This window comes from Nocardia sp. NPDC001965 (assembly GCF_053594175.1).
This window is the reverse complement of sequence record NZ_JBSFDZ010000001.1, coordinates 587,911-602,523: the sequence shown is the minus strand read 5'-3', so window position 1 is coordinate 602,523 and position 14,613 is coordinate 587,911. Positions and strand designations below refer to the sequence as shown.

Annotated in this window: 11 protein-coding genes; 8 read left to right on the top strand and 3 right to left on the bottom strand. The window is 67.7% G+C overall.

The window, feature by feature from the left end; genetic code table 11:
- The first annotated feature begins 47 nt into the window (after positions 1–47).
- The 5 genes from ACWCPQ_RS02730 to ACWCPQ_RS02710 all read left to right on the top strand — a co-directional run bounded on the left by ACWCPQ_RS02730 (position 48) and on the right by ACWCPQ_RS02710 (position 6,042).
- A complete protein-coding gene (locus ACWCPQ_RS02730) occupies positions 48–1,499 on the top strand; it encodes an MFS transporter (protein ID WP_449893922.1) in 1,452 nt (483 codons plus the stop codon).
- Positions 1,500–1,941: 442 nt separating this feature from the next.
- Positions 1,942–2,232: a cold shock domain-containing protein gene (locus ACWCPQ_RS02725; RefSeq protein WP_449893919.1), complete on the top strand. Its 291-nt coding sequence runs from the start codon at positions 1,942–1,944 to the stop codon at positions 2,230–2,232.
- Between the two features lie 96 nt (positions 2,233–2,328).
- Positions 2,329–2,733, top strand: a complete 405-nt coding sequence (locus ACWCPQ_RS02720; RefSeq protein WP_449894403.1) for a Fur family transcriptional regulator — start codon at positions 2,329–2,331, stop codon at positions 2,731–2,733.
- A gap of 34 nt (positions 2,734–2,767) precedes the next feature.
- The gene (gene katG, locus ACWCPQ_RS02715; protein ID WP_449893917.1) at positions 2,768–5,008 is read left to right on the top strand and encodes a catalase/peroxidase HPI; all 2,241 of its coding nucleotides are present in this window, start codon (positions 2,768–2,770) and stop codon (positions 5,006–5,008) included.
- 158 nt (positions 5,009–5,166) lie between these two features.
- Positions 5,167–6,042: an SMP-30/gluconolactonase/LRE family protein gene (locus tag ACWCPQ_RS02710; protein ID WP_449893915.1), complete on the top strand. Its 876-nt coding sequence runs from the start codon at positions 5,167–5,169 to the stop codon at positions 6,040–6,042.
- A gap of 370 nt (positions 6,043–6,412) precedes the next feature.
- On the opposite strand, the gene ACWCPQ_RS02705 is transcribed toward ACWCPQ_RS02710, so the two are convergent.
- Positions 6,413–9,682: a protein kinase domain-containing protein gene (locus tag ACWCPQ_RS02705; RefSeq protein ID WP_449893914.1), complete on the bottom strand. Its 3,270-nt coding sequence runs from the start codon at positions 9,680–9,682 to the stop codon at positions 6,413–6,415.
- A 138-nt stretch (positions 9,683–9,820) separates the two neighbouring features.
- Complete coding sequence (locus ACWCPQ_RS02700; protein ID WP_449893912.1) at positions 9,821–10,030, bottom strand: hypothetical protein; 210 nt, start codon at positions 10,028–10,030, stop codon at positions 9,821–9,823.
- Positions 10,031–11,472: 1,442 nt separating this feature from the next.
- On the opposite strand from ACWCPQ_RS02700, the gene ACWCPQ_RS02695 reads away from it, so the two are divergent.
- Positions 11,473–12,045 (top strand): hypothetical protein, encoded by a 573-nt coding sequence (locus ACWCPQ_RS02695; protein ID WP_449893909.1) that lies wholly within the window; start codon positions 11,473–11,475, stop codon positions 12,043–12,045.
- 27 nt (positions 12,046–12,072) lie between these two features.
- Here the strand turns inward: ACWCPQ_RS02695 and ACWCPQ_RS02690 are convergent, their stop codons facing one another.
- A complete protein-coding gene (locus tag ACWCPQ_RS02690; protein WP_449893907.1) occupies positions 12,073–12,900 on the bottom strand; it encodes an IclR family transcriptional regulator in 828 nt (275 codons plus the stop codon).
- 10 nt (positions 12,901–12,910) lie between these two features.
- On the opposite strand from ACWCPQ_RS02690, the gene ACWCPQ_RS02685 reads away from it, so the two are divergent.
- Complete coding sequence (locus ACWCPQ_RS02685) at positions 12,911–13,906, top strand: 2-dehydro-3-deoxygalactonokinase (RefSeq protein WP_449893905.1); 996 nt, start codon at positions 12,911–12,913, stop codon at positions 13,904–13,906.
- Positions 13,906–14,565 (top strand): 2-dehydro-3-deoxy-6-phosphogalactonate aldolase, encoded by a 660-nt coding sequence (locus tag ACWCPQ_RS02680; protein WP_449893903.1) that lies wholly within the window; start codon positions 13,906–13,908, stop codon positions 14,563–14,565. The genes ACWCPQ_RS02685 and ACWCPQ_RS02680 overlap by 1 nt, the downstream gene beginning before the upstream one ends.
- Positions 14,566–14,613 lie beyond the last annotated feature (48 nt).

Here is a 14,613-nt window from a genome sequence, read left to right as displayed (position 1 = left end):
CGTGTGTCGCGGAGTTCCGATCCGTCCGGATCCGTATCTTCGGTGAGGTGAATCCCACCGAGCTGCCCCGCCTCGGATCGGCCACCGGTCGCTGGATCGTCCTGGCCACCGTGCTCGGCTCCTCGGTGGCGTCCCTGGACGCCACCGTCGTCAATATCGCGCTACCCCGCATCGGCACTGCGATGGACACCGATGTCGCCGGATTGCAGTGGACGCTCAACGGTTACACGCTGACGCTCGCCTCGTTCATCCTGCTCGGCGGGTCCTTCGGAGACCGGTTCGGCAGACGCAAGGTGTTCGTCGCCGGTGCGGTGGGGTTCGCCGTCGCGTCGCTGCTGTGCGGTGCGGCGGTGAACATCGAGATGCTGGTGGCCGCGCGGGTGCTCCAGGGTGTGGCGGGTGCCATGCTGACTCCCGGCAGTCTCGCGCTGATCTCCGCGTCCATCGACCACCGCGATCAGGGCGCGGCGATCGGGCTCTGGTCGGGCTTCGGCGGGGTGGCCGGGGCGCTCGGACCGTTCCTCGGCGGCTGGTTGATCGAGGTCGCGGGCTGGCGGTCCATCTTCTTCATCAATGTGCCGCTGGTGATCGTGGTGGTGGCGGTTTCGCTGCGGCATGTGCCGGAGAGCCGGGATCCCGACGCCGCCGACCGGATCGATCTGCCGGGTGCGCTGGTGATCGCGGCCGCGCTCGGCGCGCTGACGCTCGGTCTGATCGACGCGATGCCGCTGCTGACAGGTGCGGGCGTGCTGCTCCTGGCCCTGTTCGTCTCGATCGAGGTGCGCAGCGATCATCCGCTGGTCCCGCCGTCGCTGTTCGCCTCCCGGGTGTTCACTGTCGCCAACCTGGTCACTCTCGCCGTGTACGCGGCGCTCGGCGGGGTGTTCTTCCTGCTGGTCCTGGAACTGCAACTGGTCGCCGGGTATTCGCCGTTGTCGGCCGGACTGGCCACCCTTCCCGTCACGCTGCTGATGCTGGCACTTTCGGCCCCGTCCGGCCGGTGGGCACAGCGGCACGGGCCCCGGCTGCCCATGATCTTCGGGCCGGTACTCGCCGCAGCGGGCCTGATGCTGCTACCGCGAATCGGGCCCGGTGCGTCCTATCCGGTCGATGTACTGCCCGCAGTGGTGGTCTTCGGTCTCGGTCTGTCGGTCCTGGTCGCGCCGCTCACCGGGGCGGTGCTCGGCGCGGTGTCGACGAGTGAGGCGGGTATCGCCTCCGGGGTCAACAACGCGGTCGCCCGGACGGCGCAACTACTCGCGGTGGCGGCCCTGCCCGGGCTCGCCGGAATCTCCGGTGCCCTCGACGACCCGGCGGTGTTCGACTCCGGTTTCACCGTCGCCATGCGGATCTGCGCGGGCCTGCTGTTGACCGGCGCGTTTCTGGCGGCGGTGCTGTTGCGACCGCGGCGGCAGGCGCCCGAACCGGACCGGGTGGACTGCCTGCCGCAGTGCGGGGTCGGTGGACCCGCGGTCGCTCCTGCGCGGGTACCGCGATGACGGTCGTCCGATATCCATCGAGAATTCAGGTCGATGGAGGATTGACCCGGGCGATCCCGGGTAGACGGCCGTTATGATTTCGTTCCGCCCTCTCGTACCGTTCCCGCTGGACCCGGATGTCCGGCGCCACATGGTGATCGTGCGATGGTGTGGCGGCGTGCGGCGATCGTACGTGGGGCAGTGACAGGTACGCCCCGATCATCGGCCGGACCGCGGCGCGGGACTCGCCGCCGGGTATCCGATCATCTCGTGAATTCACAGTCCGTCTGTCCGACAGTTTGGAGAAGTAGCCGCTCATGGGCATTTTCGAAGTACCGGTAGTAGCAGGACCAGCGGTATCGCGGCGGGCCGGATCCGTCGCCCGCGTGATACCGCCGGCCGCGGGCCCGCGTCCCGGCTCGGGGCGGCACGTGGCACGCCGTGCTCACCACGCCGGTGCCCGGTGAGTGCGCCGGTATCCCCGCCACTCGACGGCGGGCCCGGTACGGACCGGTCGATTGCCACCGTCGTACCGTCGCGGCGGCGCGGCCGGGTGATCTGGTACGACGCCCAGAAGGGTTTCGGTTATATCGAACCCGAGGACGATATCGCGCCGATCTTCGTGGAATATCGCAGCATCGACGCCGACGGTTATCGGGTGCTCTTCGCCGACCAGAGTGTCGAGTTCGCGACGGTGCGGCGCGCGGGCGGTACGGAGGCCGTCGCAGTGCGACCTTGCTCTCGACGAGTGTGATCGGCGACGCTCGACCGCGGACCCGGTGAATGCTTGACTCATTCCAGAAAAGAGACGAGACTTTCGCCTGTGCATGCGGCCGTGGATTTCCAGCAGATGCTGCGGGGAGTTTCGCTACGCGTGACAGCACCGCGCGTGGCGGTGCTGAGCGCGGTATACGACCACCCGCATGCCGATACCGATTCGATCATCCGCGCCGTGCGATCGCGCCTGTCGGCCGTCTCGCACCAGGCGGTGTACGACTCGTTGCACACGCTCACCGCGGCCGGACTGCTCCGTTGTATCCAGCCCTCCGGCCTGGTCGCCCGTTACGAGTCCCGCGTCGGTGACAATCACCACCACGTCGTCTGCCGGAACTGTGCTTCCATCGCCGACGTCGACTGCACCGTCGGCGAGGCTCCGTGTCTGACCGCCGCCGCCGACCACGGCTATTCGATCGACGAAGCCGAGGTCATCTACTGGGGCCTGTGCCCCGAGTGCGCGGCAGCCCAGCACACCTGATCGCAGCTCCGACCTTTACTCAGGAAGGAAAGTCGTGACCTCCGATAGTCGTCCACCCGCTCCTGATACCGGAACTCGCAGCGCCAGCGAGAGCGAGAACCCGGCGATCCCGTCGCCCACTCCACAAACCGAGCATCGTCCACGCACCAATGCCGATTGGTGGCCCGAACAGATCGATGTATCGGTATTGCACGCCCATTCGTCGAAAGCCAATCCGCTGGGGGAGGATTTCGACTACGCCGCGGAGTTCGCAAAACTCGACGTCGAAGCGCTGAAGGCCGATGTCGCGGCGGTGCTGACCGATTCACAGGACTGGTGGCCCGCCGATTACGGAAACTACGGCGGCCTGTTCATCCGGATGAGCTGGCACGCTGCGGGCACCTACCGTATCGCCGACGGCCGCGGCGGCGGCGGTCAGGGCGCGCAGCGTTTCGCACCGCTCAACAGCTGGCCCGACAATGCCAGCCTCGACAAGGCGCGCCGGCTGCTCTGGCCGGTCAAACAGAAGTACGGCAACAGTATCTCCTGGGCCGACCTGCTGGTTTTCGCCGGTAACGTCGCGCTGGACTCGATGGGGTTCCAGACCTTCGGGTTCGGATTCGGCCGGCCCGATATCTGGGAGCCGGAAGAGGTCTACTGGGGTCCGGAGGACACCTGGCTCGGCGACGAGCGCTACAGCGGTGAACGGGATCTGGCGAATCCGCTGGCCAATGTCCAGATGGGCCTGATCTACGTGAACCCCGAAGGGCCCAACGGCCGGCCCGACCCGGCGGCCGCCGCCCGCGATATCCGGGAAACGTTCGCCCGGATGGCCATGAACGACGAGGAGACCGCCGCGCTGATCGTGGGCGGGCACAGCTTCGGCAAAACACACGGCGCCGGGGATGCGGACCTGGTGGGCGCCGAACCCGAAGCCGCCCCGATCGAACAGCAGGGGCTGGGCTGGAAGAGCAGCTACGGCACCGGCAAAGGAAAGGATGCGATCACCAGCGGGCTGGAGGTCGTCTGGACCGCCACGCCGACCCGGTGGAGCAACGGTTTCCTGCAGAATCTGTACGGCTACGAATGGGAACTCACCAAGAGCCCCGCCGGCGCCTACCAGTGGAAGCCGAAGGACGGAGCGGGCGCGGGCACCATCCCGGACCCGTTCGACGGGCCCGCGCGTACGCCCACCATGCTGACCACGGATCTGTCGCTGCGGGAAGACCCGATCTATCGGGAGATCACCAGCCGCTGGTTGGAACATCCCGAAGAGCTCGCCGAGGCCTTCGCCAAGGCGTGGTACAAACTGCTGCACCGCGATATGGGCCCGATCAGCCGTTACCTCGGCCCCTGGGTGCCCGAACCCCAGCTGTGGCAGGACCCCGTTCCGCCGGTCGATCACGAACTGATCGACGCCGAGGACATCGCGGATCTCAAGCGTACGGTTCTCGATTCGGGTCTGTCGGTCCCGCAGCTGGTCAAGACCGCGTGGGCGGCGGCGGCGAGTTTCCGGAGCACGGACAAGCGCGGCGGTGCCAACGGCGCCCGGATCCGGCTCGAACCCCAAAAGCGCTGGGAGGTCAACGAACCGTCCGAGCTGGCGACGGTGCTGCCCGTCCTCGAACAGATCCAGCGGGAGTTCAACGATTCGGCTTCCGGCGGTAAGAAAGTTTCGCTGGCCGATCTGATCGTCCTCGCCGGTTCGGCGGCCGTCGAGAAGGCCGCCGGCGACGCGGGCCACGATGTCACCGTGCCGTTCCGGCCCGGCCGTACCGACGCGACCCAGGAGAACACCGATGTGGAATCGTTCGCGGTGCTCGAACCGCGGGCCGACGGATTCCGCAACTATGTGCGACCCGGCGAGAAGGCTCCACTGGAACGGTTGCTGCTGGAGAGGGCCTATCTGCTCGACCTGACGGCTCCGGAACTGACCGTGCTGGTCGGCGGCCTGCGGGTCCTCGGTGCGAACCACGGCGGCACCGGGCACGGCGTCTTCACCGACCGCCCGGGAGTTCTGACGACCGACTTCTTCGTCAACCTGCTCGACCAGAACACCGAGTGGAAGGCCGCGGAGTCGGCGGAGAACGTGTACGAGGGCAGTGACCGGCGCACCGGTGCGCTCGAGTGGACGGCCACCGCGAACGACCTGATATTCGGTTCGCATTCGGTGTTGCGGGCCGTGGCCGAGGTCTACGCACAGCGCGATGCCGGCGCCAAGTTCGTCGACGATTTCGTCGCCGCCTGGGTCAAGGTCGCCGAAAACGATCGGTACGACCTGCCCCGGCCGGCATAGCCGATACTCCGGGCCGTCTCGGGCGGCCCGGAGTATCGGGCGGCGGGCTGTCCTAGGCGGAAACGTGGGTCGACCGCGCCGTGCGGGGAAGGTGGGTCGACGCCTTTCCGCGCCGAGGTCACACCGGAGTGCCCGCCGGATCAGTAGGATCTGATCCCGTGGTCGAGTATCTGCCCCCGCCACAGATATTGCTGACCGGCCTGACCATGGTCGAGTCGGCCAGGTGGCACGACGGCCGGTTGTGGTTCGCCCACTGGGGCGCGGGGGAGGTACTCGCCGTCGACCTGGAGGGCCGGGTCGAGAAGATGGCGGACGGGCCGCGCACGATGGGCTGGGCTGTCGACTGGTTGCCCGACGGTCGTCTGATCACCACCGGTCCCGCGGTCACCAGGCACGAATCCCACGGTCAGTCGGTTGTCCACCGCGCGCGGGGTGGTAACGAGATCGTGATCGATCCGCACGGGCACATGTACGTCGACGGGTTCGATTTCGATTTCCTCGGTGGTGGCACTCCGGAGCCGGGTTGGATCGATCTGGTCGCGCCCGACGGATCCTCGCGCCGGGTCGCCGGTGAACTCGAATTCCCCAACGGAATGGTGGTGACGCCGGATGGGGCCACGTTGGTCGTGGCCGAATCCTTCGCCGGACGGCTCACTGCGTTCGATATCGGCGACGACGGATCGCTCACCGGGCGCCGGTTGTGGGCCGACGGCCTGGGGCCGGACGGTATCTGTATCGATTCGGGGTCGGGTATCTGGGCACAGACCGCCGACACCGCCGCGTATACGGATGATCCGCGGGCTCCCGCCGGTGCGTGTGTCCGCGTGCTGGAGGGAGGCGAGATCACCCACCGCGTCGAGACCGAACTCGCGTGCTTCGCCTGCGCGCTGGGCGGTCCCGGCGGTCGGCACCTTTTCCTGCTCTGCAACGAGTTCGAGGGGGTGGACCGGATGGCGGCGGTGCAGGCGCGCCGGTCGGCGACGATCTATGTGACGGAAGCACCGGTCCGGGGAGCCGGATCGGACCGGCGGTAACCGGACGCCACTGTTCGCGCGGGTCCCCGTGTCCACTCGACGGAACCGGTGACGCGGACCGGAGTCGGCGGCGTGCGGCCCGTGCCGGTGGCTTTCTTATCGTCCGGCCACCGATATCGCCGCCGCAGCGGGCAGGGACAGCACGGCAGTCGATCGGACGGATGCAGGGTGCGGCCGCCCGACCCGTAACGCGGTGCCCTGGCCCGCGATCTTCTCGGTATGGAATTCATCCTGGTCGCACTTGCGGTGGCATATATCGCGGTCACCGATTTCCTCGGCGTCGTCGCGCAGGCTCTGGGCTCGGCCGGCCGGTAGGCGGCCGGATCGGGTGATCGGGCACGAAGCCGGAGCCACCGGGGCATGCGCGCTGTCAGCGCTGCGCGTTCTCCACGACCCAGGCCGCGATCTGGGCGCGTGAGGTGAACCCGAGCTTGGTGAGGATGTTCTCCACATGGCCCTGGGCAGTGCGCTGCGAGATCACCAGTTTGGTCGCGATCTGCTTGTTGCTGAGCCCCCGGGCGACCAGGTCGGCGACCTGACGCTCCCGCCTGGTGAGCTTCGGTGCCCGGTCGGTGGCCGCGCCGCTCGCCGCACCGACCGACTCGCCGAGCGCGTAGGCGACGGCGGCATCCATGGTCATGGTCCGCCCCCGCTGGTGGGCCGCGTCGTATCGGCGGTCACCCAGGGCCGCGCGGGCGTCACGTTCACACTCTCCGTGGAATCCCGCCATATTGTGGAAGACGGTCGTCACCCGCGCACCCGCCGGCCACATTCCTTGCGCGGCGCCCATGAGAATCGCGGCGCGTTCGGCCTCCGCCCGCATATCGACGATCCACGCCAGCCCTTCCAGGCAGAACGTGTTGATCACGCTGCTGTTCAGTCCACTGTTGACCCGTAACGCCTCTTCCAGCAGTTGCCGGGCCCGGACCCGGTCGCCGTCGCGCCAGACCGCGACCCCCACACCCCGCAGGGCCGCCGCGCGATGCAGAACCTCGTGACACGGTTCGGTGACCGCGAGGACCTGACGGTAGTAGTCACGTGCCCGGTCGGTATCCCCGCTCAGTTCGTGTGCCCACCCGAGCAGGGTGAGGGCGCTCATGCGCAATCTGCTGGCCGGATCCGAATCGGTGAGCGCCACCGCGCGCTCGAAGTGTTCCGGGCCGGCGGTGGCGGCGCCGCGCGACAGGGCGAAGAGGCCGTCGGCGAACGCGATCCGCGCCCGGGTCATCGGCGCCGCCGTCGGTCCGGCGAGGTTGTGTGCCGCCGCCAGATCATCGGCCGCCGTGCCGAATTCGCCGTGCTGCGCGGCCAGGCCACCCGCGGCGCAGAGCGCATCGATCCGGCCGGGTACCGAATTCCAGCCGGACCGGGCCAGTACCTGCCGCAGCCACGATCGACCCTCGTTGTAGAGGCCGCGGAAGTTCCAGAATTCGTAGAGCGCGGCCGCGGTACGCAATCCGGAATCGGCCGCGCCTTCGGCATCGTCGGCCAGGGAGTATTCGAGCGCCTCGCGCAGATTGGGTTGTTCGCGGGTCAGCCGGCCGATCCAGTTCGGTTGTTCCGCGCTGATCCAGCCGGCCGCCGCGTTCGTGCAAAGCCGTTCATACCACTCGTAATGCCGCCGGCTCAGCTCCCGGTCGCGGCCGGACTCCTGCAACTTCTGCCGCCCGTAATCGCGTAATGTCTCCAGCATCCGGAAACGCACCGCGGTTCCGGATTCCTCGCGGATCAGGATGGACTTGTCCACCAGCGAGGACAACACATCGAGCACACTGTGCGGCCCGGGATCGATATCGCAGATGTCCTCGACCGCGTCGAGCTCGCAGGTTCCGGCGAATACCGAGAGCTGAGTCCACAGCTGTTGCTCGGACGGACTGCAGAGGTCGTAACTCCAGTCCATGCACAGGCGCAGTGTCTGCTGGCGTGGTGGGGAAGTGCGGCTGGACCTGGTCAGCACCGGGTTGTGGATATCGATGCGCTCCAGGATCTGCTGCGGTGTCATGGTCCGTAGCCGGGCGGCGGCCAGTTCGATGGCCAAGGGCAGGCCGTCGAGCCGGGCGCAGATCCGCGCCACCGCGCTCTTGTTGTCCTCGTCGATCTCGAATCCCGGTACGGCCGCGGCCGCGCGTTCGCCGAACAGGGTCACCGCGTCGAACCGGGGCAGGCCGAGCAGCGTGGGTTCCCGGCCCGGATCGGGAACCGTCAGCGGTGCCACCCGGAGTACCGCCTCGCCGGCGATATTCAGCGGTTCGCGGCTGGTGGCCAGGATGCGCAGGCCCGCGCAGCCCTGCAGCAGGACCTCGTCCAGCTCCGCGACGGCATCGACCAGTTGTTCGCAGTTGTCCAGCACCAGCAACGTCTCACGCGGGCACAACTGCTCCACCAGTACATCGAGCAGCGGCCGTCCCGCCTCGTCGCGCACCCCGACCGCGGCGGCCACCACATCGACCAGGATCGCGGGGTCGGAAACGTCGGTGAGATCGACCAGCCACACCCCGTCGGCGAAATCCCGGCTGATCTGCGACGCGACCCGCAGCGCCAAGCGCGTCTTACCGACGCCTCCGGTTCCGGTAAGGGTGACCATCCGGGCGGTCGCCAGCAGGTTCTTCACCTCGGCGACCTCGGTGCGGCGGTTCACCATACTCGTCAGTTCGAGCGGGAGGTTCCCGGTCCGGCCCGGTCCGATCGGTTTGCGCTGTGCCGGTATCTCCGGCCGGTCCGGCTGCTGCTCGCGGGCGGGCGGGTCCTGTAGCGCCATATCGTCCATCGGGTATCCATGCCGCAGCTGCAGCTCCCGGATGGCTTCCCCCAGCGCAGCCGCGGACGGCCGCGCCCGGCTGTCACGGTTCATCGCCGATTCCACCAGATCGCTGATATCGGCGGCCACCCCGCTGTCGCGCAGGTCCGGCAGGGGCGCAGTGGTGATCCGCAGGAACTGGGTCACCATCTTCTCGCCGCTGCGACGTTCGAAGGCCGCGTGGCCGGTGAGCGCGCAGAACATGGTGGCCCCCAGACCGTAGACATCGGCGCTGGGTGTGGGCGGTTCTCCCTCGAGCACCTCGGGCGCGGTGAACGCCGGCGACCCGGTCACGGTGCCCGCCGCGGTCCGGAAGCCGCCCGCGATATGCGCGATCCCGAAATCGGTCAGTGCGGGTTCGCCGTAGTCGGTGAGCAGGATATTGCCCGGTTTCACATCACGGTGCACGACTCCGAGCCGGTGTGCGCTCTCCAGGGCTCCCGCGATCTTCACACCGATCTGCAGAACGTTCTCGGCGGTGAGCGGGCCGTGGTCCCGGATCCAGGCGTCGAGCGAACCGAGCGGATAGAACGGAGTCACCAGATACGGTCGGCCCCGGGCGGTGACGCCCTCCTCCAGGACGGTGACGATATTCGGATGCCCGGTCAATCGGCCCATGGCGCGTTGTTCCCGCGCGAACCGGGCCCTGTTGTCCTCGTCGGACTCCGCGGTCAGCAGCTTCACCGCGACCGTGCGATCGAGGGGTTCCTGGACACAGCGGTAGACGACTCCGAAACCGCCCCGGCCGACCTCGGCCGCCTCCTCGAAACCGACGGCATCGAGCTCCGTCGCGACGGTCATGCTCGACTCGCGTCGGGTGCGTACCGGGTCGTCGCCGCTCATCGGGCGAATGCGACCTGTCGAATACGATTGTGGGAACCGGCTGGCATACGCGTCCCTCTCGCCACCTCAACTGTATCGCCGGGATAACTCGGCGGCGACACCGGTGATCGGTAGCGGGAAGATCGCCCGCCAGGTGGCTCACTCCGCGGGGACGGCCTGTGGGGCATTGATCGCGAAAACCGGGAAGCGGTCGCCACGCGGTGGAGCCTGGAATCGCACTCGCACCGGCCGGCGCCCGGCCCGCGGCGGTTCCCCGTCGATGGTCGTGTACACCCACGGACCTTCGTCGAGTTCCACGATCGCGATCATCGATTGCGCCGGTTCGGCGTCCGGTGCGCAGGTCACCATCCGCCAGCACACGATGGACCCGCTGCCGGTCGCGGGGACATGCTCGTAATCGTCGCACCGGCACGCCGAGCATCGGGTGACCGGCGGCGCGAAGAGCGTGCTACAGCTCCCACACCGGCGGATCATCAGCGCTGCCTCAGTGCATTCCGCATTCATATCGCCGCAGTTCTGGATGTCTTCGGGATTCCACTCGTGCATTACTGCCCTCGATGTGCTGGTGACGACTGGTTCGATTCCAGGGTCGGGTACCGGGCGCCGGGGCGCCCCGGTCGAACGGCCCGGGGTATACCTGTTTTCGAATAATGCCTGGTAGGGGCGGTGTGGATGCGTGCCCGGACCGGTCCGTGGGAGTGACCGAGGCCATGACCGACCCGTGCGGGGGTGCATGCGCGGACGGCCGGTTTTCGGCGCGCAGATCCGATGGTTCGAGCGGCCCGGATCATCACGCCGGGCCGATTGCCGGATGCGTGGTCACCGAAACCCCGACCTGTCCTGTGCCCGAATGTTGCGAGCCGGGGTGCCGCGCCCCTGAAGCCATCCATCAGGAGCTCGGAGCCGATGCTCGGTATCGGCTCCGAACTCGGTGCCGAACGGGTGGATTTCCCGTCGGCCAGTACGCTACTCGCCGGTGTTCCATCGTTGGGGACCGCTGATACGCCGGCTCGTCCATGATCGAATTCGGTGATCGTTTCCGGCAATATCGGGAGCTAAAATATATCGACGATCGCCGATCGAGTTCGACACGGTTTCGTTGCCGGTGTGATTCGATCCCTTCGCGCCGGTGCCGATTTCTGATCTTGCTTTCCGCGGGGTGTGCGAATCCGTTGGTAAACGAATTCCCGGTAAGAACGCCGACAGCCCACCGGGCGCAGTCCGGAGGGCTGTGGTCGCGGGTTTCCCCTGATCATGCAATGCGCATGTTATTCGGCGGAGAAGCTCGACAGGGTGCCGATGCCGCCGAAGATGTCGCTGAAGGCGCCGAAGAAATCGCCGAGCGCGCTGAAGTCCACTGAACCCATGGTAATGCTCCTGTCGTATCCGTTGCTTCGACGATGCGGTTCGCTCCGCCGCACACCTTGGTAGTGGTGTTATTCGAACGTTATCGGTATCCCAGGTGAATTTGAATTGAACTGTGACCTATCCGACATAATTCAGGAATGCACGTCTCGAATTACACTCTTGTCGTCCTGCTCGGTTTCTAGATCATTGTCTACGGAGGATTGTCCGAATTATTCGTACATCGCAGACGTGTTGTGAAAAGTGCATTCCGCACGGATTTTCCGGACTTTTGCTGGGGCGCTTTTCTTTCCGGGACCCGGCGGCGGCCCCGTTGGCGTCCTCCGTCGGTGGGGTCCGCGGTCGTTCCATCGGACGACGCGATCGCGGGCCGCGCGACCGTAGCTTTGCGGCAGGAAGCTCCCGAGACCAGCAGAGGACGCGCAATGTTCGCCATCATCCGGGACAACCCGGTCGCATCGATGATCGTGGCCTCCGAGATCGGCCTCTGGGTACTCCTCGGCGCGGGACTCGGCGCCCGCTATCTCTTCCGGGCTCCGACGGTCGGGGCGGCACTGCTGTGGGGGATACCGCTGCTGGATGTGGCGCTGATCGTCGCCGCCGCACTCGACCTGCGGCGGGGTGCCGAGCCGGGAGTCGTCCACGGTCTGGCCGCGATCTACCTCGGGGTCAGCGTCGCCTTCGGTCCCGCGATGGTGCGCTGGGCCGATCTCCGGTTCGCCCATCGCTTCGCGGGCGGTCCCGCGCCGGTTCGACCGGCGCGGGGTAGCCGGGAGCGGATCGCGGCGGCTTGGCGGGAGTGGGGCCGGGTGGTACTCGCCGCATCGATCGCCTCGGCCGCGCTCGGTCTCGTCGTGCTCACCCTCGCCGACAGTGCGCAGGCGTCCGGGTTGTACTGGTGGATGGGCCGGGCCTGGACGATCACCGGGCTGTGGCTGGTCTTCGGACCGCTCTGGGAGGAGGCGGCTGCGCTCGGCCGGGCGAAGCCGCAGTCCTGACCAGTTGCGTACTCGGATATCGAGGCGTCACACCGCCTGGTAGCCGAGCGACGCCGAGATCCGCCCCGCGGCCCGGCGCACCACCGGGACGAGGCCGCGCATTCGCTCGTGCGGCATGTACGGGGTGGTCGCCGAAACACTGACCGCGCCCACGATGGACCGGGAGGCATCGCGGATCGGCGCCGCGACGCAGCGGATACCGGGCTCGTTGTCCTCGAGGTCCATCGCCGCCCCGGCCCGAGCGTAGGACCGCATGCGGGTGAGGAAATCCTCCAGATCACCGGCGCGCGCCCCGGCCTGGACCCGGGCCTCGTCGGTGGCGTACTGCTCGGCCCATCGATCGGCGGCGTCGAGCAAGAGCGCCTTGCCGACGCCGGCGCGGGTCAGCGGCATCCGGTATCCGATTCGCGAGCGCATCTCCGCGCCCCGGGAGCCGGGGAGTTTGTCCAGGTAGAGGACCGAACCGCCGTCTTCCACGGCCAAATGGATCGTATCGAGCACGGTGGCCGACAGTTCTTCGAGCACGGGGCGTGCGACCAGCGGCAACGGATTGCCGTGCAACGCCTTGAAGCCGAGTTCGATCAGCGCCGGCCCCAGCGTGTAGCCCCGGTTGTCGTGGCGGAGGAACCCCTGGGCCACCAGCAGTTGCGCGAGACGATGGGTGCTGCTGCGGCCCAGGCCGGTGTACTCGACGATCTCGCGCAACCCGTGCGCGCCGTCGCCGACCGCATGGATGACCGCGAGACCGCGGGCGAGCGTCTGAGTACCGGGCGGGATGGTGTCGGGAGGAGCGGTCACCGGTTCAGAGTCCCACAAATAGGGACCATGTTGGAAATAATGGGACCCGCTGTTCATAGTGACCGTCATGACACCGGACCGACCAGGGCTCTCGACGCCGCGCCTCATCGGACTCGACTGGGGTACGACGTCCATGCGCTGCTGGCTGCTCGGTGACGACGGCCGGATCCTGGACACTCGGCGGCTCGCCGGTGGGTTGCTCGATATGGCCACCGGTATCGACGCCGCCGATCCCGCGGCACGGGCACGCGCCTACGAAGCGACTTTCCTGGACGTCTGCGGTGCTTGGCTGCGTGCCCACCCCGGTCTCCCGGCGCTGGCCTGCGGCATGGTGGGGAGCGCGCAGGGCTGGTACGAAGCCGGTTACCTCGACGTTCCGGTCCGCCTGGACATCACCGGGCCCGCGCTGACCAGGGTCGCGCTCGGCACCGGTTCGATGCACCTCGTTCCGGGCCTGCGAGTGCCCTCCGATCCGCGCAACGGTCTGGCCGGAGACGTGCTGCGCGGAGAGGAAACTCAGGTCATCGGTGCGCTGAGATCCATGGACCGGCCCGACGGGGAACACGTCCTGGTACTGCCGGGCACCCACACCAAGTGGATCCGGATCACCGATCGCAAGGTACTGTCCTTCACCACGGCCATGACCGGTGAGCTGTACGCACTGGTCACCCAGCACGGTCTGCTGAGTCATACCGGTGCCACCCCGCGCCGCGACGACTCGGCGTTCGCCCGCGGTCTGTCGGCGGGATTCTCGGCGCGGGAACGCGGTCTGGCGGTCACCCTGTTCGGTGCCCGGGCGCTGGTTCTCGACGGCCTGCTCGAACCTGCCGCGCTGGCCGACTATCTGTCCGGTGTGGTGATCGCCGACGAGGTGCGTCATCTGCTTCCGCAGCACGGTGCGCAGCGGATCATTCTGTGCGGTAACGGCGATCTGTGCCGTCGATACGCCGCGGCGCTGCGGATATGTGGGGTGGATTCGCGGGTCGTCGACGAGGACGCGGCCGCGGCGGGGTTGTGGTCGATCGCGGTCGCGACCGGACTGGTCGCGGACGGGCCCGGCTGATGGCCGAACAGCAGGAAACGAACGAGGAGAAATTCATGGTCGGCGTAGCGGAGGCGCCCCGGTCCGGGCTGATCGCCATTCTGCGCGGTATCACCCCCGACGAAGTCGTCGCTGTGGGTTCGGTACTGATCGAGGAAGGCTTCCATGCCATCGAAGTGCCGTTGAACTCGCCGGATCCCTATCGGTCCATCGAACTGCTGGCCGCGAACTTCGGCACGCTCTGTCCGGTCGGCGCCGGTACCGTCCTGTCTCCGGCCGAAGTCGAGCGGGCCCGGTCGGTGGGCGCCGAGATCATCGTTTCGCCGAATACCGACGTCGACGTCATCACCGCGACCCTGGCGCTCGGTATGCGCTCGTACCCGGGCATCGCGACTCCGACCGAGGCGTTCGGCGCCGTCCGGGCCGGGGCTCGCAGCCTCAAACTCTTCCCGTCCGGCATTCTCGGTATCTCCGGTATGCGGGCATTGAGTGCCGTCCTGCCCGACGATGTGGAATTGATCCCGGTCGGTGGTGTGGACGGATCCAATCTGGCGGATTGGCAGGCGGCCGGCGCCGGTGGAGCCGGTATCGGCACCAGCGTGTATCGGCCGGGCGATACCGCCGCCCAGGTGCGGGCCGCGGGCCGCCGGCTGTCCGCCGTCTGGTCGACCACCCCGTAGAACCCGCTCGTCACCGGACGACGATGTCCGCTGCACAGGAGGAAATTC